This window comes from Methylocystis sp. (assembly GCF_050246715.1).
Classification (GTDB): Bacteria; Pseudomonadota; Alphaproteobacteria; order Rhizobiales; family Beijerinckiaceae; genus Methylocystis.
On record NZ_JBFWVN010000029.1, the window covers coordinates 1 to 16805 of the forward strand.

At 63.7% G+C, this 16805-nt stretch carries 29 protein-coding genes and 1 pseudogene; all 30 read left to right on the top strand.

Annotated elements, in window-relative coordinates; all coding sequences use genetic code 11:
- Positions 1–146: pseudogene (tuf, locus tag AB7I51_RS10440) on the top strand (elongation factor Tu); the annotation flags it as partial.
- Between the two features lie 110 nt (positions 147–256).
- Positions 257–565, top strand: coding sequence for a 30S ribosomal protein S10 (rpsJ, locus tag AB7I51_RS10445; RefSeq protein WP_014890764.1), 309 nt, complete (start codon positions 257–259; stop codon positions 563–565).
- A gap of 57 nt (positions 566–622) precedes the next feature.
- The gene (gene rplC / locus AB7I51_RS10450; protein ID WP_428404314.1) at positions 623–1351 is read left to right on the top strand and encodes a 50S ribosomal protein L3; all 729 of its coding nucleotides are present in this window, start codon (positions 623–625) and stop codon (positions 1349–1351) included.
- A 3-nt stretch (positions 1352–1354) separates the two neighbouring features.
- A complete protein-coding gene (rplD, locus tag AB7I51_RS10455) occupies positions 1355–1975 on the top strand; it encodes a 50S ribosomal protein L4 (RefSeq protein WP_428404313.1) in 621 nt (206 codons plus the stop codon).
- Positions 1972–2268: a 50S ribosomal protein L23 gene (locus tag AB7I51_RS10460; RefSeq protein WP_428404312.1), complete on the top strand. Its 297-nt coding sequence runs from the start codon at positions 1972–1974 to the stop codon at positions 2266–2268. The genes rplD and AB7I51_RS10460 overlap by 4 nt, the downstream gene beginning before the upstream one ends.
- A 21-nt stretch (positions 2269–2289) precedes the next feature.
- Positions 2290–3129 carry a 50S ribosomal protein L2 gene (rplB, locus tag AB7I51_RS10465; RefSeq protein ID WP_428404311.1) on the top strand — a complete coding sequence of 280 codons (840 nt, stop codon included), beginning with the start codon at positions 2290–2292 and terminating at the stop codon, positions 3127–3129.
- Between the two features lie 3 nt (positions 3130–3132).
- Positions 3133–3411: a 30S ribosomal protein S19 gene (gene rpsS / locus AB7I51_RS10470; protein WP_428404310.1), complete on the top strand. Its 279-nt coding sequence runs from the start codon at positions 3133–3135 to the stop codon at positions 3409–3411.
- 2 nt (positions 3412–3413) lie between these two features.
- Positions 3414–3800, top strand: coding sequence for a 50S ribosomal protein L22 (gene rplV, locus AB7I51_RS10475; RefSeq protein WP_428404309.1), 387 nt, complete (start codon positions 3414–3416; stop codon positions 3798–3800).
- 12 nt (positions 3801–3812) lie between these two features.
- Entirely contained in the window at positions 3813–4571 is a 759-nt protein-coding gene (gene rpsC, locus AB7I51_RS10480; RefSeq protein WP_409981324.1) for a 30S ribosomal protein S3, read from the top strand.
- 24 nt (positions 4572–4595) lie between these two features.
- Entirely contained in the window at positions 4596–5009 is a 414-nt protein-coding gene (gene rplP / locus AB7I51_RS10485; RefSeq protein WP_138166879.1) for a 50S ribosomal protein L16, read from the top strand.
- 10 nt (positions 5010–5019) lie between these two features.
- Positions 5020–5232 carry a 50S ribosomal protein L29 gene (rpmC, locus tag AB7I51_RS10490; protein WP_409981323.1) on the top strand — a complete coding sequence of 71 codons (213 nt, stop codon included), beginning with the start codon at positions 5020–5022 and terminating at the stop codon, positions 5230–5232.
- Positions 5233–5238: 6 nt separating this feature from the next.
- Positions 5239–5481 (top strand): 30S ribosomal protein S17, encoded by a 243-nt coding sequence (gene rpsQ / locus AB7I51_RS10495; RefSeq protein WP_428404308.1) that lies wholly within the window; start codon positions 5239–5241, stop codon positions 5479–5481.
- Positions 5482–5565: 84 nt separating this feature from the next.
- Positions 5566–5934, top strand: a complete 369-nt coding sequence (gene rplN / locus AB7I51_RS10500; RefSeq protein WP_428385952.1) for a 50S ribosomal protein L14 — start codon at positions 5566–5568, stop codon at positions 5932–5934.
- Positions 5934–6251 carry a 50S ribosomal protein L24 gene (gene rplX, locus AB7I51_RS10505; protein ID WP_428404307.1) on the top strand — a complete coding sequence of 106 codons (318 nt, stop codon included), beginning with the start codon at positions 5934–5936 and terminating at the stop codon, positions 6249–6251. The genes rplN and rplX overlap by 1 nt, the downstream gene beginning before the upstream one ends.
- Entirely contained in the window at positions 6244–6945 is a 702-nt protein-coding gene (gene rplE, locus AB7I51_RS10510) for a 50S ribosomal protein L5 (protein ID WP_428404306.1), read from the top strand. Before rplX ends, rplE begins: the two co-directional genes overlap by 8 nt.
- Before the next feature lie 47 nt (positions 6946–6992).
- Positions 6993–7298: a 30S ribosomal protein S14 gene (gene rpsN / locus AB7I51_RS10515; RefSeq protein ID WP_428404305.1), complete on the top strand. Its 306-nt coding sequence runs from the start codon at positions 6993–6995 to the stop codon at positions 7296–7298.
- 12 nt (positions 7299–7310) lie between these two features.
- Positions 7311–7709 (top strand): 30S ribosomal protein S8, encoded by a 399-nt coding sequence (rpsH, locus tag AB7I51_RS10520; protein ID WP_138166886.1) that lies wholly within the window; start codon positions 7311–7313, stop codon positions 7707–7709.
- Positions 7710–7741: 32 nt separating this feature from the next.
- Entirely contained in the window at positions 7742–8275 is a 534-nt protein-coding gene (gene rplF, locus AB7I51_RS10525) for a 50S ribosomal protein L6 (protein WP_428404304.1), read from the top strand.
- A 9-nt stretch (positions 8276–8284) separates the two neighbouring features.
- Positions 8285–8647: a 50S ribosomal protein L18 gene (gene rplR, locus AB7I51_RS10530; RefSeq protein ID WP_428404303.1), complete on the top strand. Its 363-nt coding sequence runs from the start codon at positions 8285–8287 to the stop codon at positions 8645–8647.
- Between the two features lie 123 nt (positions 8648–8770).
- The gene (rpsE, locus tag AB7I51_RS10535; protein ID WP_138166889.1) at positions 8771–9343 is read left to right on the top strand and encodes a 30S ribosomal protein S5; all 573 of its coding nucleotides are present in this window, start codon (positions 8771–8773) and stop codon (positions 9341–9343) included.
- An 11-nt stretch (positions 9344–9354) separates the two neighbouring features.
- The gene (gene rpmD / locus AB7I51_RS10540; protein WP_428404302.1) at positions 9355–9564 is read left to right on the top strand and encodes a 50S ribosomal protein L30; all 210 of its coding nucleotides are present in this window, start codon (positions 9355–9357) and stop codon (positions 9562–9564) included.
- Between the two features lie 10 nt (positions 9565–9574).
- Positions 9575–10051: a 50S ribosomal protein L15 gene (gene rplO, locus AB7I51_RS10545; RefSeq protein ID WP_428404301.1), complete on the top strand. Its 477-nt coding sequence runs from the start codon at positions 9575–9577 to the stop codon at positions 10049–10051.
- A 154-nt stretch (positions 10052–10205) separates the two neighbouring features.
- Positions 10206–11546: a preprotein translocase subunit SecY gene (gene secY, locus AB7I51_RS10550; RefSeq protein WP_428404300.1), complete on the top strand. Its 1341-nt coding sequence runs from the start codon at positions 10206–10208 to the stop codon at positions 11544–11546.
- Complete coding sequence (locus tag AB7I51_RS10555) at positions 11543–12139, top strand: adenylate kinase (protein ID WP_428404299.1); 597 nt, start codon at positions 11543–11545, stop codon at positions 12137–12139. The genes secY and AB7I51_RS10555 overlap by 4 nt, the downstream gene beginning before the upstream one ends.
- Before the next feature lie 205 nt (positions 12140–12344).
- Positions 12345–12713: a 30S ribosomal protein S13 gene (rpsM, locus tag AB7I51_RS10560; protein ID WP_428404298.1), complete on the top strand. Its 369-nt coding sequence runs from the start codon at positions 12345–12347 to the stop codon at positions 12711–12713.
- A 135-nt stretch (positions 12714–12848) separates the two neighbouring features.
- Positions 12849–13238 (top strand): 30S ribosomal protein S11, encoded by a 390-nt coding sequence (gene rpsK / locus AB7I51_RS10565; protein WP_014890740.1) that lies wholly within the window; start codon positions 12849–12851, stop codon positions 13236–13238.
- An 89-nt stretch (positions 13239–13327) separates the two neighbouring features.
- Positions 13328–14347, top strand: coding sequence for a DNA-directed RNA polymerase subunit alpha (locus AB7I51_RS10570; protein WP_428404297.1), 1020 nt, complete (start codon positions 13328–13330; stop codon positions 14345–14347).
- Positions 14348–14460: 113 nt separating this feature from the next.
- Positions 14461–14874 carry a 50S ribosomal protein L17 gene (rplQ, locus tag AB7I51_RS10575; RefSeq protein WP_428404296.1) on the top strand — a complete coding sequence of 138 codons (414 nt, stop codon included), beginning with the start codon at positions 14461–14463 and terminating at the stop codon, positions 14872–14874.
- Positions 14875–14876: 2 nt separating this feature from the next.
- A complete protein-coding gene (locus tag AB7I51_RS10580; protein ID WP_428404295.1) occupies positions 14877–15290 on the top strand; it encodes a DUF4260 domain-containing protein in 414 nt (137 codons plus the stop codon).
- A 67-nt stretch (positions 15291–15357) separates the two neighbouring features.
- Complete coding sequence (locus tag AB7I51_RS10585; protein ID WP_428404294.1) at positions 15358–16800, top strand: DegQ family serine endoprotease; 1443 nt, start codon at positions 15358–15360, stop codon at positions 16798–16800.
- Positions 16801–16805: the final 5 nt, after the last annotated feature.

Genomic DNA, 16805 nt, shown 5'->3' on the forward strand with positions numbered 1-16805 from the left:
GCGTCGAGATGGTGATGCCGGGCGACAATGTGACGATGGACGTCGTGCTGATCGTGCCGATCGCGATGGAGGAGAAGCTGCGCTTCGCCATCCGCGAAGGCGGAAGAACGGTCGGCGCCGGCGTCGTCGCCAGCATCATCGAGTAAAGCGAATCTGGGCCGCGGGCCAAGCGCTCGCTCTTGTGAACAAGGCCGCGCGACATTCGCGCGGCGCATGAAGGCGAGCAGAACCGCTCGCGGTCCCAAAGGATGAGACAATGAACGGTCAAAATATCCGGATTCGCCTCAAGGCGTTCGATCACCGGATTCTCGACACGTCGACGAAGGAAATCGTCTCGACGGCCAAGCGCACCGGCGCTCAGGTCCGCGGTCCGATTCCGCTGCCGACGCGCATCGAAAAATTCACGGTGAACCGTTCGCCGCATATCGACAAGAAGTCGCGCGAACAGTTCGAGATCAGGACGCATAAGCGCGTCCTCGACATCGTCGACCCCACCCCGCAGACGGTGGACGCGCTGATGAAGCTCGATCTCGCGGCGGGCGTCGACGTCGAGATCAAGCTCTAAGGAAATTCAGGCGGCGCTCCTCAATAGCAGCGAGCGCGCTTTGCGAAGGATTGGATCATGCGGTCGGGCGTCATCGCGCAAAAGGTCGGAATGACCCGCGTCTTCACGGAGGCGGGCGAGCATGTGCCGGTCACGGTCTTAAAGCTCGACGGCTGTCAGGTCGTCGCGCAGCGGACCATGGAAAAGAACGGCTACACCGCCGTTCAACTCGGCATCGGCCGCGCCAAGGTGAAGAATGTCTCCAAAGCCGAACGCGCGCGTTTCGCGGCGGCGAAGGTGGAGCCGAAGCTGAAGCTCGCCGAATTCCGCGTGAAGGAAGAAGAGCTGCTGCCGATCGGTGCCGAGATCACCGCGGATCATTTTGTCGTCGGCCAGTTCGTCGACGTGACCGGAACGTCGACCGGCAAGGGCTTCGCCGGTCCGATGAAGCGCTGGGGCTTCGGCGGTCTGCGCGCCTCGCACGGCGTCTCGATTTCGCATCGTTCGCATGGTTCGACCGGCGGCCGCCAGGACCCCGGCAAGACCTTCAAGAACAAGAAAATGGCCGGCCATATGGGCGTCGAGCGGGTCACTACGCAAAATCTGCGCGTGGTGCGAACTGATCCCGATCGCGGTCTGCTGCTCGTCGAAGGCGCGGTGCCGGGCACCGCCGGCGGCTGGATTTTCGTTCGTGATGCGGTGAAGCGCGCGCTTCCCAAGGATGCGCCGCAGCCGGGCAAGTTCCGGCTGAATGGCGATGGCGAGGCCGAAGCCGCCGCGCCCCAAGACGAGAAGAAGGAGGACTGAGCCGTGAAGATCGACGTCACGTCGTTCGACGGCCAGGCGGCCGGTTCGATCGAACTCTCCGATGAGGTCTTCGGCCTTGAGCCGCGCAAGGACCTCATCTTCCGCATGATCCGCTGGCAGCTCGCCAAGCGGCGCGCCGGCACCCATGCGGTGAAGAATCGCGCCGACATCGCGCGAACGAGCAAGAAGCTGCATAAGCAGAAGGGCACCGGCGGCGCCCGTCACGGCTCGGCGCGCGCGCCGCAGTTCCGCGGCGGCGGACGCGCCTTCGGCCCGCTGGTGCGCAGTCATGAGCATGATCTGCCAAAGAAGGTGCGCCAGCTCGCGCTGAAGCACGCTCTGTCGGCGAAGGCGAAGGACGGCGGCATCATCGTTTGGGAGACCGCGGAGCTCGCCGAGCCGAAGACGAAAACGCTCGCTTCCAGCTTCGCCAAGACGGGCCTCGAGAACGCGATCATCATCGTCGGCGGCGCGCCGCAGAATAATTTCGCGCTCGCCGCCCGCAACATCCCGAAGATCGACGTTCTGCCCGTCGAAGGCGTCAATGTTTACGACATTCTCCGCCGCAAGAAGCTGGTCCTGACCCGCGCCGCCGTGGACGCGCTGGAGGCGCGACTGAAATGAGCAAGGACGTTCGCCATTACGACGTGATCGTATCGCCGGTCATCACCGAGAAGGCGACGCTCGCCTCGGAGAGCAACAAAGTCGTCTTCAATGTCGCCAAGACCGCGACCAAGCCGCAAATCAAGGCGGCGGTCGAAGGCCTCTTCGAGGTCAAGGTCGAGAGCGTCAACACGCTGGTGCGCAAGGGCAAGATCAAGACGTTTCGCGGCCAGCGCGGCCAGCAGAGCGACGCCAAGAAGGCGGTGGTGACCCTCGCCGAGGGCCACAAGATCGACGTGACGACCGGACTGTAAGGAAGGCGTGGGGATAGAACTATGGCGCTGAAGACATTCAAGCCGGTCACGCCGAGCCTTCGCCAGCTCGTCATCGTCGACCGCAGAGAGCTCTACAAGGGCAAGCCGGTCAAGACGCTGACCGAGGGCAAGACCTCGAAGGGCGGGCGCAACAACGCCGGCCGCGTCACCGTGCGTTTTCGCGGCGGCGGCCATAAGCAGGCCTATCGCTTGGTCGATTTCAAGCGGCGCAAGCTCGACGTGCCGGGCAAGGTCGAACGGCTCGAATATGATCCCAATCGCACGGCCTTCATCGCGCTTATCCGCTACGCCGATAATGAACTCGCCTATATTCTCGCGCCGCAGCGGCTCTCCGTCGGCGACGAGGTGATCGCCGGCAATCAGGTCGACGTGAAGCCCGGCAACGCCATGCCGATCGCCAACATTCCGGTGGGCGCGATCGTCCACAATGTCGAGATGAAAATCGGCAAGGGCGGCGCGATCGCCCGTTCGGCCGGAACCTATGCGCAGATCGTCGGCCGCGACCAAGGCTATGTGATCATCCGGCTGAACTCGGGCGAGCAACGCCTCGTGCACGGCCAGTGCTTCGCCACGATCGGCGCCGTGTCCAATCCCGATCATATGAACACTTCGATCGGCAAGGCCGGCCGTTCACGCTGGCTCGGCCGCCGTCCGCACAACCGCGGCGTCACGATGAACCCGATCGACCATCCGCACGGCGGTGGCGAGGGCCGCACCTCGGGCGGCCGTCATCCGGTCACGCCCTGGGGCAAGCCGACCAAGGGCAAGAAGACCCGCACCAATAAGTCCACCGACCGTTTCATTGTGTCCTCGCGGCACAATCGCAAGAAGAAGGGCTAACCCATGACGCGCTCGATTTGGAAGGGACCGTTCGTTGACGGCTATCTTCTCAAGAAGGCCGAGACGTCGCGCGCCTCGGGCCGTTCCGAAGTGATCAAAATCTGGAGCCGCCGCTCCACGATTCTCCCGCAATTCGTGGGACTGACCTTCGGCGTCCACAACGGCCAGAAGCATATTCCCGTGTCCGTGTCAGAAGACATGATCGGGCATAAATTTGGAGAGTTCGCGCCGACGCGCACCTTCCACGGCCATGCGGCCGACAAGAAGGCTAAGAGGGGCTAACGATGTCGAAGGAAGCCAATCCGCCCCGGCTTGCGGAAAACGAAGCGAAGGCGGTCGCGCGCATGCTGCGCGTGTCGCCGCAAAAGCTCAATCTGCTCGCGCAGCTGATCCGCGGCAAGAAGGTGGAGCGCGCGCTCGCCGATCTGGAATTCTCTAGAAAGCGGATCGCGCATGAGGTGAAGAAGACACTCGAAAGCGCCATCGCCAACGCCGAGAACAATCACGGCCTCGACGTTGACGACCTTGTCGTCGCTCAGGCCTATGTCGGCAAGGCGCTAGTGATGAAGCGCTTCCATGCCCGCGCCCGCGGACGGGCGAGTCGCGTCGAGAAGCCCTTCGCCAATCTGACGATCATCGTGCGCGAAGTCGAAGCGCAAGCCAACGCCTAAAGGATAGAGACCATGGGTCAGAAGGTTAATCCGATCGGGCTGCGACTGGGCGTCAACCGCACCTGGGATTCGCGCTGGTTCGCCAATAAGGGCGAATACGCCAAGCTGCTGCATGAGGACATGGCGATCCGCGAGGCGGTGGCGAAAACCTTGAAGCAGGCGGCGGTGTCGAAAATCGTCATCGAGCGCCCGCACAAGAAGTGCCGCGTGACGATCCATTCGGCGCGTCCCGGCGTCGTCATCGGCAAGAAGGGCGCGGATATCGACAAAATCCGCAAGCTCGTCGGCAAGCTCACCGGCAGCGAAGTCGTGATCAACATCGTCGAAGTGCGCAAGCCAGAAACCGAGGCCGCGCTCGTCGCCGAGTCGATCGCGCAGCAGCTCGAGCGCCGCGTCGCCTTCCGCCGCGCGATGAAGCGCGCCGTGCAGTCGGCGATTCGTCTCGGCGCGCAGGGCATTCGCATCAATTGCTCGGGTCGTCTCGGCGGCGCCGAAATCGCGCGTCTCGAATGGTATCGCGAGGGCCGCGTGCCGCTCCATACGCTGCGCGCCGACGTCGATTACGGCACGGCGACCGCGCATACCGCCTATGGCGCCTGCGGCATCAAGGTCTGGATCTTCAAGGGCGAAATCCTCGAACATGATCCGATGGCGCAGGACAAGAAGGCGGCCGAACAGGCCGCCGGCGGCGGCGATCATCATGACCGCGATCGCGATCGCGGCGGCGAACGCCGTCGTCGCGAACCGCGCGAACCGCGCGACGCGGCGTAACGATCAAGATCAAAGAGCGCTATCATGCTGCAACCCAAACGCACCAAGTTCCGCAAGGCCTTCAAGGGCCGCATCCGGGGCGCCTCCAAGGCGGGCTATTCGCTGGACTTCGGTCAGTTCGGCCTGAAGGCGCTCGAGCCGGAGCGCATCACCGCGCGCCAGATCGAAGCGGCGCGCCGCGCCATGACGCGCCATATGAAGCGCGCCGGCCGCGTCTGGATTCGCATCTTCCCCGACGTGCCGGTCTCCAAGAAGCCGACCGAAGTGCGCATGGGCAAGGGCAAGGGCGCGCCGGAATTCTGGGCGGTGCGCGTCGCGCCCGGCCGCATCATGTTCGAGATCGACGGCGTGCCGGCGCCGCTCGCGCGCGAAGCCTTGACGCTCGCCGCCGCGAAGCTGCCGATCAAGACGCGCTTCATCGAACGCATCGCAGAATAAGGGGGACGTGATGAAATCCAAGCAGCGCCTCTCCGACATCAAGGCGATGACCGAAGATCAGCTCAATGATGAAGTGCTGAAGCTCAAGAAGGAGCAGTTCAATCTGCGCTTCCAGCGGGCGACCGGCCAGCTCGAGAACACCTCACGCGTGCGCGTCGTTCGTCGCGACATCGCCCGCGCCAAAACCATCGCCGCGCAGAAGCGCGTCAAGGAGCAAGGTTAAAGCGCCATGCCGAAGCGAATTCTCCAGGGCGTCGTCGTCAGCGACAAGCAGAGCAAAACCGTGGTGGTGAAGGTCGAGCGCCGTTTCACCCATCCGCTGTTTCAAAAGACGGTGCGCCGCACGAAAAACTATCACGCCCATGACGAGAGTGGCGCGTTCAAGGTAGGCGATACGGTGACGATCGAAGAGACCGCGCCGATTTCGAAATTGAAGCGTTGGCGCGTCGTCGAAGAGGCGGCCAAGGCGTAGTCGGACGAACAAACCTCCGGACGAAGTCGGCGCGCTCCACAGCGGGCTTGCCGAAACCAGACCGGAACGAAAGGCGGGTAAGCCATGATTCAGATGCAGACCAATCTCGACGTCGCCGACAATTCCGGCGCGCGCCGCGTGATGTGCATCAAGGTGCTGGGCGGATCCAAGCGCAAATACGCCGGGGTCGGCGACATCATCGTCGTGTCGATCAAGGAGGCGATTCCGCGCGGCCGCGTCAAGAAGGGCGACGTGCTCAAGGCCGTCGTCGTGCGCACCTCGAAGGACATCAAACGTGCGGACGGCTCCGTCATTCGGTTCGATTCGAACGCCGCGGTGCTGATCAACAATCAGAAGGAGCCGATCGGCACCCGTATTTTCGGACCGGTGCCGCGCGAGCTGCGCGCCAAGAACCACATGAAGATCATCTCGCTCGCTCCGGAGGTTTTGTAATGGCCGCCAAGATCAAGAAGGGCGACAAGGTCGTCGTTCTCGCTGGCCGCGACAAGGGCCGCGGCGGCGAGGTGGTTCGCGTGATTCCGAGCGAAGGCCGCGCCGTCGTCAACGGCGTCAATATGGTCAAGCGCCATCAGCGCCAGACCAAGGATCGCGAGGCCGGCATCGTCAACAAGGCCGCGCCGATCGATCTGTCGAACCTCGCGCTCGCCGATCCCAAGGACGGCAAGCCCACGCGCGTCGGCTTCAAGATTCTCGACGACGGCCGCAAGGTCCGCGTCGCCAAGCGTTCCGGAGAATTGATCGATGGCTGAGGAAAAGAAGCCGAAGGCCGAAAAGCCCGCCAAGGCTCAAAAGCCCGCCGCCGAGGGCGCGGAGGCCAAGGAGCCGAAGAAGGCCGCCAAATCCGCCGAAAAGCCCGCCGCCAAGGAAAAGCCGGCGAAGGTTGCGGCTCTCGACGCCGGTTATACGCCGCGCATGAAGAAGCACTATGACGAGGTCGTGCGCGAGGCGCTCACCAAGCAGTTCGGCTACAAGAACGCGCTTGAAGTGCCGACGATCGAGAAAATCGTGCTCAACATGGGCGTCGGCGAATCCGTCAATGACAGCAAGAAGGCGACGGCGGCTGCGGCGGATCTCGGCCTCATCGCCGGGCAGAAGCCGGTCGTCACCCGCGCCCGCAAGGCGATTTCGACCTTCAAGCTGCGCGAGAACATGCCGATCGGCGCGAAGGTGACTTTGCGCAAGACCCGCATGTACGAGTTCCTCGACCGGCTGATCACCGTCGCTTTGCCGCGCGTGCGCGACTTCCGCGGCTTGAATCCGAAGTCGTTCGACGGACGCGGCAATTATGCGCTCGGCATCAAGGAGCACATCGTGTTTCCCGAAATCGATTACGACAAGGCGGAGTCGATCCTGGGCATGGACGTGATCGTCTGCACGACGGCCAAGACTGACGAAGAGGCGCGCGCCTTGTTGAAGGCGTTCAATTTCCCGTTCCGGCAGTGAGGGCGTAACGGCTCCTCAAACGCGGATACCGAAAGGCGAAACTGGCAATGGCGAAGAAAAGCGCGATTGAAAACAACAAGCGGAAGCAAAGGCTCGTGAAGTCCTATGCGGGGCGTCGCGCGCGGCTGAAGGCGCTCGCGAAGGACAAGTCGCTGACCGTCGAAGAGCAGTTCGAGGCGCGTCTCAAGCTCGCTGAACTGCCGCGCAATTCTGCGCAGGTTCGCGTGCGCAACCGCTGCGAAGTATCGGGCCGTCCGCGCGCCTTTTATCGCAAGTTGAAAATGTCGCGCATTGCGCTGCGCGAACTCGGCTCCCGCGGCCTCGTACCCGGACTTGTGAAGTCGAGCTGGTAAGGAGACGAATAAATGGCGATCAACGATCCGTTGGGCGATCTCCTCACCCGCATCCGCAATGCGCAGATGCGCCGCAAGGACAAAGTGTCCTCGCCGGGCTCGAAGCTGCGCGGCCATGTGCTCGACGTGCTGAAGGAAGAGGGCTATATCCGCGGCTATAGCAGCACCGACTTCGGCAATGGCCGCACCGAGTTCGAGATCGAGCTGAAATATTTCGACGGCGAGCCGGTGATCAAGCAGATCGAACGCGTGTCGCGGCCGGGCCGCCGCGTCTATGCGGCGGTCGGCGCGGTGCCGCGCGTGGCGAACGGCCTCGGCGTCACCATCGTGTCGACGCCGAAGGGCGTGATGGCCGATCACGCGGCGCGCGAAAACAATGTCGGCGGCGAGGTGCTGTGCAAGGTCTTCTAGACCTTGCGCCTCATCAAACAGGATTTGCAACAATGTCTCGTATCGGCAAGAAGCCTGTCGTCGTTCCCGCCGGCGTCACCGCCAAGGTGGACGGTCAGCTCGTGCAGGTGAAGGGCGCGAAGGGCCAGATGGAGTTCCTGGTTCCCGACGAGGTTTCCGTCGTCCAGCAGGATAACGCCCTCAAGGTCGACCCGCGCAATGAAACCAAGCGCGCGCGCGCCTTGTGGGGCACGGCGCGGGCCCGGATCAACAATCTCGTCGTCGGCGTGACGTCAGGCTTTGAAAAGAAGCTCGAAATCACCGGCGTCGGCTATCGTGCCGCGGTGCAGGGCAAGACCTTGCAACTCGCGCTCGGCTATTCGCATGACGTGAATTTTCCGATTCCGGCCGGCATCGCGATCGTGACGCCGAAGCCGACGGAAATCACCGTCAGCGGCATGGACAAGCAGCAGGTCGGTCAGGTCGCCGCCGAAATTCGCGCCCTGCGCGGCCCCGAGCCCTATAAGGGCAAGGGCGTCAAATACGCCAATGAATTCATCTTCCGTAAGGAAGGCAAGAAGAAGTAAGGACCCGCCATGGCCAGGGATGTCAAAGTCGAACAGCGTCGTAAGGCGCGCGTGCGCCGGGCGATCCGTGAGCGCGCCAATGGGCGGCTGCGTCTGTCGGTGTTTCGCTCGTCGAAGCAGATCTACGCCCAGATCATCGACGACGAGAAGGGCGCGACGGTCGTCGCCGCCTCTTCGCTCGAGAAGGACAATCGCGAGGGTCTGAAGACCGGCGCGGATGTCGACGCGGCGAAAGTCGTCGGCAAGCTTCTCGCCGAACGCGCCGTCGCCAAGGGCGTCAAACAGGTCGTGTTCGACCGCGGCGCTTACATGTATCACGGCCGCGTCAAGGCGCTGGCCGACGGCGCCCGCGAGGGTGGCCTGGAGTTTTAAGAAGCGGCGCGCGCCTTGTTGGGGCGTGCGCCAATAGCGCGAATGCGCCGGGCGCCGATCCGAAGGATCGGCAATTAACGAAGCGAGCGGCGCGAGAGCGTCGCGTAAGTGACGGAAGAGAAAATGGCGCGTGAAGGAGAAGGCGGTCGCGGCCGCGATCGTGATCGTGAGGAGCGCGACAGCGAATTTGTGGACCGCCTGGTCCACATCAATCGCGTCGCCAAGGTGGTCAAGGGCGGCCGGCGTTTCGGCTTCGCCGCGCTCGTCGTCGTCGGCGACCAGAAGGGCCGCGTCGGCTACGGACATGGCAAGGCGCGCGAAGTGCCTGAGGCGATCCGCAAGGCGACCGAAGCAGCGAAGCGGGCGCTGATCCGCGTGCCGCTGCGCGAGGGCCGCACGCTGCATCATGACGTTCACGGCCGCCATGGCGCGGGCCGCGTCATTCTGCGCGCGGCGCCGGCGGGCACGGGCATCATCGCCGGCGGTCCGATGCGCGCCGTCTTCGAGACGCTCGGCATGCATGACGTGGTGGCGAAGAGCCAGGGCTCATCGAACCCGTACAATATGATCCGGGCGACATTCAATGCGCTCGGCCATGAGGATTCGCCGCGCTCGGTCGCGGCGCGTCGCTCGCTGAAAGTCTCGGTGCTGCAGTCGCGCCGTCAGGGCGTCGACGCCGACGCCGTCGACGCGTAAGGAGACGACCCATGACGAAGAGCAAGCAGCAGATCGTCGTCGAGCAGACCGGCAGTGCGATCGGTCGTCCCGAACGTCAGCGCCGTACGCTTCTCGGCCTCGGCCTGACGCGCATCGGCCGCCGCCGCGCGCTGGAAGACACGCCGGCCGTGCGCGGCATGATCGCCAAGGTCGCGCATCTCGTCAAAATCGTCGACGGCAAGACCGTCGCCGGGAAGTGAGGACGCGGCCATGAAACTCAACGAAATTTCCGACAATCCCGGCGCAAGCAAGGACCGCATGCGCGTCGGTCGCGGCATCGGGTCCGGCAAAGGCAAGACCGGCGGCCGCGGCGTGAAAGGCCAGAAGGCGCGCGCCGGCGTTGCGATCAAGGGATTCGAGGGCGGCCAGATGCCGCTGCATCGTCGTTTGCCTAAGCGCGGCTTCTACAATCCCTTCTCGATCGACTACAATGAGGTCAATCTCGGGCGGGTTCAGCAGGCGGTCGACGCCGGCAAGCTCGACGCCAATGCGCCGGTGACGCTCGATGCGCTGCTGGCGGCGGGCGTCGTCACCAAGGCGCGCGACGGGGTGAAAATCCTCGGCCAGGGCGAATTGAAGGCGAAGCTCGCCTTCGAGGTCGCGGCGGCCTCGAAGTCCGCTGTCGCCGCGATCGAAGGGGCGGGCGGCTCGGTGAAGCTTCTCGCCGGCGAGTCGACGGCGCAATAAAGCAAAATGCGCTGCCGCTCTCGCATGAGCGGCCGCGCCGTTTTATATCAGGCGCTCCGAACGGAGCGGGCGAGCCTCGCGCCAACCGCTTATTTGAGCGCTCCGCCCAACGAAATGCGTCGCGTCGACAGCGGCGCGACAGGGGAGTTTCTTCATGGCATCGGCAGCCGAGCAGCTCGCGGCCAACGTCAATCTCTCCGCCTTCGGCAAATCCGAAGAATTGAAGAAGCGCATCTGGTTCACGCTGGGCGCGCTGATCGTCTATCGCCTCGGCACTTATGTGCCGCTGCCCGGCATCGACCCCGAAGCCTTCGCGAAAAGCTTCTTCGGCCAGTCGAAGGGCATGCTCGAGCTCTTCAACATGTTCGCGGGCGGCGCGGTGCAGCGCCGCGCGATTTTCGCGCTCAACATCATGCCGTATATTTCGGCTTCGATCATCATTCAGCTGCTGACGTCGGTCATTCCGACGCTTGAATCGCTGAAGAAAGAGGGCGAACAGGGCCGTAAGGTCCTCAATCAATATACGCGCTACCTCACCGTCGCGCTCGCGACCTTCCAGGCCTATGCGATGGCGATCGGGCTCGAGGGCCAGCCGGGCGTTGTAACTGATCCGGGCCTTTTCTTCAGGATCACCACGGTCGTGACGCTCGTCGGCGGCACGATGTTCCTGATGTGGCTCGGCGAACAGATCACTTCGCGGGGCATCGGCAACGGATCGTCGCTGATCATCTTCGCCGGCATCGTCGCCGCCTTCCCGTCGGCGATCGTGTCGACGCTGGAATTGGGGCGCCAGGGCGCGATCTCGACCGGGCTGATCATCGGCGTGATCGTCATGTCGCTCGCCGTCGTCGCCTTCATCGTCTTCATGGAGCGCGCGCAGCGGCGCCTGCTGATCACCTATCCCAAGCGCCAGCATGGCAATCGGGTCTATGAAGGACAGACGTCCTTCCTGCCGCTGAAGCTCAACACGTCCGGCGTCATTCCGCCGATCTTCGCGTCGTCATTGCTGCTTCTGCCGACGACGGTGGCGAATTTCTACCAGTCGACCGGCAGCGAAAGCATTTTCGCGACGATTTCCGCCTATTTCGGTCACGGCCGGCCGCTGTATATGCTCGCCTATGTCGGATTGATCGTCTTCTTCGCCTTCTTCTACACCGCGATCGTGTTCAATCCGGTCGAGACGGCGGACAATCTCAAGAAGCATGGCGGCTTCCTGCCCGGCATCCGGCCCGGCGAGCGCACGGCGAAATTCATCGACGACGTATTGATGCGCGTCACCGTGCTCGGCGCCGCCTATCTCGCCATCATCTGCCTCATTCCGGAAGGTCTGATCGCCTACGCCAATCTGCCCTTCTATTTCGGCGGCACGTCGCTGCTCATCGTCGTCAGCGTCACCATGGATACGGTGGCCCAGATTCACGGCCATATGCAGGCGCAGCAGTATGAGGGGCTGATCCGCAAGACCAAGCTTCGCGGCGGGAAACGCGCCCGATGAGGCTGGTGCTGCTCGGCCCGCCCGGGGCCGGCAAGGGAACGCAGGCGGCGCGTTTGGTCGAAAGGCACGGCGTGCCGCAGCTTTCGACCGGCGACATGCTGCGCGCGGCGGTCGCGGCGAAAACGCCGCTTGGTCTCAAGGCCAAGGAGATCATGGACGCCGGCAGGCTGGTGCCGGACGAGGTCGTGATCGGCCTGATCGACGAGCGGCTGAATTCGCCGGACTGCGCCAAGGGATTCATCCTTGACGGCTTTCCGCGCACCGTGGCCCAGGCCGAGGCCCTGCAACAACTGCTCGACCGCAGGGGCCTCGCGCTCGACGCCGTGCTCGAACTCGCCGTCGACGAAGGCGCGCTCGTCGATCGGATGCGCAGGCGGGTGGACGAGACCGTCGCCGCGGGCGGCGAGGTGCGCGCCGACGACAATCCGGAGAGCTTCAGAACGCGGGTCGAGGCCTATCGCGCCCAGACCGCGCCGGTCTCCGCCCATTACGCCGGACGCAGCCAGCTGACCAAGATCGACGGCATGGCGCCGATCGACGAGGTGACGGCGGCGATCGACCGCGCGCTCAGCGCGGCAGTCAGCCGCGGCTAATATTTTCGTGAAGCCGCTTGACCCTAAGGCCAACCACCCCTAGATAGGCGGTCTTCATATCGTCGAACAGGCGGCTCCGGCTCCCGGATCGGGGGGCGGGGCCTGTTTTCGTATGAAAACGGTTCGCGACCGTCCGCAAGGGCCGGGCTCCACCGGACGCGGACGCAATCCCGGAGCTTAAGGCTCCTCTCAGATGGAGAGACAAGTGGCCCGTATTGCAGGCGTCAATATTCCGACCAATAAGCGCGTCGTCATCGCGCTCCAATATATCCACGGCATCGGCCCCAAGAAGGCGTCGGAGATTTGCGAGAAGGTGAGCATCCCGTCCGAGCGGCGCGTGGCGCAGCTCACCGACGCGGAAGTCCTGCAAATTCGCGAGACCATCGACCGCGACTATATGGTCGAGGGCGACCTGCGCCGCGAAGTCGCGATCAATATCAAGCGTCTGATGGACCTCGGCTGCTATCGCGGCCTGCGCCATCGCCGCCAGCTTCCCGTGCGCGGCCAGCGCACCCACACCAACGCCCGCACCCGCAAGGGCAAGGCGAAGCCGATCGCCGGCAAGAAGAAGTGATCGTCCGTTAGGACGAACATCCCCAGACTTGATCCGGGGATCGCAATCGCATGGATGGCCGGGACAAGCCCGGCCATGACGACTGAAATCCCTAGCGCCTGGAACTACGGGCGCGTTTGAAGGACGCAAAACACAATGGCCAAGGACACAACGCGCGTTCGTCGCCGCGAGCGCAAGAATATCGTTTCCGGCGTCGCGCATGTGAATTCGACGTTCAACAACACCATGATCACCATAACCGACGCGCAGGGCAATACTGTGTCGTGGTCCTCCGCTGGTTCGATGGGGTTCAAGGGCTCGCGCAAATCGACGCCCTACGCCGCGCAGATGGCCGCCGAAGACGCCGCCCGCAAGGCCGGCGAGCATGGCGTGCGCACGCTCGAAGTCGAAGTGTCCGGCCCTGGCTCCGGCCGCGAATCGGCGCTGCGGGCCCTGCAGGCGGCGGGCTTCACCGTCACGTCGATCCGCGACGTGACGCCGATTCCCCATAACGGCTGCCGGCCGCGCAAGCGGCGCCGCGTCTGAGGTTATTCCAGATTGTCTGATTTGATTTCGCGCGGCGCGCGGCCCATGCCCCGACGCCGCATTCAGGAGCTTCAAGGAAAGGCCTCCAAGTGAGCATCCAGAAGAACTGGCAGGAACTCATCAAGCCGAACAAGCTCGACGTCACCGCCGGAGACGATCCGAAGCGCGTGGCGACGGCCGTCGCCGAGCCGCTTGAGCGCGGCTTCGGCGTGACGCTCGGCAACGCTCTTCGCCGCATCCTGCTATCGTCCTTGCAAGGCGCGGCGATCACGTCGATCCACATCGACGGCGTGCTGCATGAATTCTCGTCGATCCCCGGCGTGCGCGAGGACGTGACCGACATCGTCCTCAACATCAAGGACATCGCCATCAAATATCAGGGCGAGGGCGCAAAGCGCCTGATGCTCAAGAAGACCGGGCCGGGCCTCGTCACTGCCGGCGACATCCAGGCGACCGGCGACGTGCAGATACTCAACCCCGATCTCTTCATCTGCACGCTCGACGAGGGCGCCGAAATCCGCATCGAATTCACCATCGCGACCGGCAAGGGCTATGCGCCCGCCGACCGCAACCGCGCCGAAGACGCGCCGATCGGCCTCATTCCGATCGACAGCCTCTATTCGCCAGTCAAGAAGGTCAGCTACCGCGTCGAGAATACCCGCGAGGGCCAGGTTCTCGACTATGACAAGCTGACCCTGACGGTCGAAACCAATGGCGCGATTAGCCCCGAGGACGCGCTCGCCTTTTCGGCGCGCATTCTGCAGGACCAACTCAACGTCTTCGTCAATTTCGAGGAGCCGCGCCGCGAGGAGGCCGCCCCGTCAATTCCGCAGCTCGCCTTCAATCCGGCGCTGTTGAAGAAGGTCGACGAGCTGGAGCTTTCGGTGCGTTCCGCGAACTGCCTGAAGAACGACAATATCGTTTATATCGGCGACCTCATCCAGAAGTCGGAAGCGGAAATGCTGCGCACCCCGAACTTCGGCCGCAAGTCGCTGAACGAGATCAAGGAGGTGCTGGCGCAGATGGGTCTGCATCTTGGCATGGAGGTCCCTGGCTGGCCGCCGGAGAACATCGACGATCTCGCGAAGAGGTTCGAGGAGCATTATTGACGGCAGTCATAAGTCGGCATTCGGTTTTCCGACTGCCGAAGCCTGACTGACGATTGCCGCATAATCGACGGCCGTTCCTTGGCACGGCGGCCGCATAATCAACGGAGAGCCGCATGTATCACGGTCACAAGAAGCGCCGCTTCGGGCGCACCCATGAGCACCGCAAGGCGATGTTCGCCAATATGGCGCAGGCGTTGATCAAGCATGAGCAGATCGTCACCACGCTGCCGAAGGCGAAGGATTTGCGCCCCGTCGTCGAGAAGCTGGTGACGCTCGGCAAGCGCGGCGATCTCCACGCCCGCCGCCAGGCGATTGCGCAGATCAAGGACGTGGCGCTCGTCGGCAAGCTCTTCGACGTTCTCGGGCCGCGCTACAAGGACCGCAACGGCGGCTATACGCGCGTGCTGAAGGCGGGCTTCCGCTATGGCGACAACGCCCCGCTCGCGGTGATCGAATTCGTCGATCGCGACGTCGACGCCAAGGGCCAGGATTCCGGGCCTGTGCAGAGCGAGGAAGAAGCGGCGTAACGATGACGATCGGGCCCGATGCGCGATCCGATGTTTCCGGCCGGCCGAACATGCTCTTGCGATTCGAAGGGGCGGCGCTTCTGGCGGCCGCCTCTTTTGCTTATTGGCGGTTGGGCGCGAGCTGGGGGCAATTCGCCTTGCTGTTCCTTGTCCCTGACATATCGATGCTCGGCTATCTCGCCGGTCCGCGAGTCGGCGCCATCGCCTATAACGCCGCGCATACGACGATCGGGCCGGTCTCGCTCGGCGCCCTCGGGCTGTTCTTTAACAACGCGCTGCTGTTGCAACTGGCGCTCATCCATCTGGCGCATATCGGCTTCGATCGCGCGCTGGGCTACGGCCTGAAATTTGGAACCGCCTTCCGCGACACCCATCTTGGTCGCATTGGCGGCGGCGCTTCCTACGCGCCACACTGAGACGATGCGTCCTTATCGCTGTCGCGATTCAGGCTATAAACGCCTTAGCGACTCATGGGAGCGGCCGATGCGCCTATCTTTGCGTCAGATTTTTTTCTCAGCGCTCGTCTGCGTCGCAGGCCTCGCGCCTTTTGTCGAGGGCGCGCATCTGCGGCCGGCGCTGGCGCAGCCCGCGCAAGAGCGCGTGGTTCCGGGAAGCCGCGCCGAAATCGCTTTATCCTTCGCGCCGATCGTCAAGAAGGCGCAACCGGCCGTCGTCAATGTCTTCGCCTCGCGCGTCGAGCGCATGCCGGCAAATCCGCTGTTCGATGATCCGGTCTTCCAGCGCTTCTTTGGCGGGGGCGGCGGCATGCCTGGCCGCAACATGTCGCAGTCGCTGGGCTCTGGCGTAATCGTCGATCAGACCGGTCTTGTCGTGACCAATAATCACGTCATCGAGGGGATGACCGACGTGAAAGTGGCGCTGGCCGACAAGCGCGAAATCCCCGCAAAGATTCTGCTGCGCGATCCGCGCACCGATCTCGCCGTGCTCAAGCTGACCGAAGGCGCCAATTTTCCAACCATGGAGCTTGGCGATTCCGACGCGCTCGAAGTCGGCGATCTGACGCTGGCGATCGGCAATCCATTCGGCGTCGGCCAGACGGTGACTCAGGGCATCATTTCGGCGCTGGCGCGCACCCATGTCGGCATTTCGGACTATGGCTTCTTCATCCAGACCGACGCCGCGATCAATCCCGGCAATTCGGGCGGCCCGCTCGTCGACATGAACGGGCGCCTCGTCGGAATCAATTCAGCGATTTTTTCCAAGTCCGGCGGGTCGGTCGGCATCGGCTTCGCGATCCCCGCCAATATGGTCAAGAGCGTGATCGCTGCGGCGAAGGGCGGCGGCAAACAGGTGCGGCGCGCCTGGATGGGCGCGACCCTGCAAGCGCTTTCGCAAGAGATCGCCGACGGTCTCGGGCTCGATCGTCCAACTGGCGCGTTGCTGGCCGACGTCGACCCGAAAGGCCCATCGTCCGAAGCCGGCCTGAAACGCGGCGACGTGATCGTCTCGGTCGACGGCCAAACCGCCGACGACCCAGAGGCGGTCGGTTATCGGCTGGCGACCAAGCCGCTCGGCGGACAGGCGACGCTCGGCGTGCTGCGCGGCGGCAAGAAGATCACGGCGCAAATCCGTCTCACGCCGGCGCCCGAAACGCCGCCGCGCGACGCGGTGAAGATCAAGGGCGCGTCGCCCTTCGCCGGCGCGACGGTCGTCAATATTTCGCCCGCGGTCATCGAAGAAATGTCCGTCCAGGGAACGACCAAAGGGGTGGTCGTATCCGAGATAGACGAAGGCACTTTCGCGCAACAGCTCAATCTGCAGCGCGGCGACGTCATACTCGTCATCAATGATCAAAAGATCGAGACGACGCGTGATTTGGAGAAGGCCACGGCGGGACGCTCCTATTATTGGAAAATCACGCTGGCGCGGGGCGGCCAGGTGTTCACCACCGTGGTCGGCGGCTGAGGAAG

Coding starts and splice junctions, on each gene's coding strand:
- rpsJ (WP_014890764.1), top strand. CDS start 257: ATGAACGGTCAAAATATCCGGATTCGCCTCAAGGCGTTCGATCACCGG.
- rplC (WP_428404314.1), top strand. CDS start 623: ATGCGGTCGGGCGTCATCGCGCAAAAGGTCGGAATGACCCGCGTCTTC.
- AB7I51_RS10460 (WP_428404312.1), top strand. CDS start 1,972: ATGAGCAAGGACGTTCGCCATTACGACGTGATCGTATCGCCGGTCATC.
- rplB (WP_428404311.1), top strand. CDS start 2,290: ATGGCGCTGAAGACATTCAAGCCGGTCACGCCGAGCCTTCGCCAGCTC.
- rpsS (WP_428404310.1), top strand. CDS start 3,133: ATGACGCGCTCGATTTGGAAGGGACCGTTCGTTGACGGCTATCTTCTC.
- rplV (WP_428404309.1), top strand. CDS start 3,414: ATGTCGAAGGAAGCCAATCCGCCCCGGCTTGCGGAAAACGAAGCGAAG.
- rpsC (WP_409981324.1), top strand. CDS start 3,813: ATGGGTCAGAAGGTTAATCCGATCGGGCTGCGACTGGGCGTCAACCGC.
- rplP (WP_138166879.1), top strand. CDS start 4,596: ATGCTGCAACCCAAACGCACCAAGTTCCGCAAGGCCTTCAAGGGCCGC.
- rpmC (WP_409981323.1), top strand. CDS start 5,020: ATGAAATCCAAGCAGCGCCTCTCCGACATCAAGGCGATGACCGAAGAT.
- rpsQ (WP_428404308.1), top strand. CDS start 5,239: ATGCCGAAGCGAATTCTCCAGGGCGTCGTCGTCAGCGACAAGCAGAGC.
- rplN (WP_428385952.1), top strand. CDS start 5,566: ATGATTCAGATGCAGACCAATCTCGACGTCGCCGACAATTCCGGCGCG.
- rplX (WP_428404307.1), top strand. CDS start 5,934: ATGGCCGCCAAGATCAAGAAGGGCGACAAGGTCGTCGTTCTCGCTGGC.
- rplE (WP_428404306.1), top strand. CDS start 6,244: ATGGCTGAGGAAAAGAAGCCGAAGGCCGAAAAGCCCGCCAAGGCTCAA.
- rpsN (WP_428404305.1), top strand. CDS start 6,993: ATGGCGAAGAAAAGCGCGATTGAAAACAACAAGCGGAAGCAAAGGCTC.
- rpsH (WP_138166886.1), top strand. CDS start 7,311: ATGGCGATCAACGATCCGTTGGGCGATCTCCTCACCCGCATCCGCAAT.
- rplF (WP_428404304.1), top strand. CDS start 7,742: ATGTCTCGTATCGGCAAGAAGCCTGTCGTCGTTCCCGCCGGCGTCACC.
- rplR (WP_428404303.1), top strand. CDS start 8,285: ATGGCCAGGGATGTCAAAGTCGAACAGCGTCGTAAGGCGCGCGTGCGC.
- rpsE (WP_138166889.1), top strand. CDS start 8,771: ATGGCGCGTGAAGGAGAAGGCGGTCGCGGCCGCGATCGTGATCGTGAG.
- rpmD (WP_428404302.1), top strand. CDS start 9,355: ATGACGAAGAGCAAGCAGCAGATCGTCGTCGAGCAGACCGGCAGTGCG.
- rplO (WP_428404301.1), top strand. CDS start 9,575: ATGAAACTCAACGAAATTTCCGACAATCCCGGCGCAAGCAAGGACCGC.
- secY (WP_428404300.1), top strand. CDS start 10,206: ATGGCATCGGCAGCCGAGCAGCTCGCGGCCAACGTCAATCTCTCCGCC.
- AB7I51_RS10555 (WP_428404299.1), top strand. CDS start 11,543: ATGAGGCTGGTGCTGCTCGGCCCGCCCGGGGCCGGCAAGGGAACGCAG.
- rpsK (WP_014890740.1), top strand. CDS start 12,849: ATGGCCAAGGACACAACGCGCGTTCGTCGCCGCGAGCGCAAGAATATC.
- rplQ (WP_428404296.1), top strand. CDS start 14,461: ATGTATCACGGTCACAAGAAGCGCCGCTTCGGGCGCACCCATGAGCAC.
- AB7I51_RS10580 (WP_428404295.1), top strand. CDS start 14,877: ATGACGATCGGGCCCGATGCGCGATCCGATGTTTCCGGCCGGCCGAAC.
- AB7I51_RS10585 (WP_428404294.1), top strand. CDS start 15,358: ATGCGCCTATCTTTGCGTCAGATTTTTTTCTCAGCGCTCGTCTGCGTC.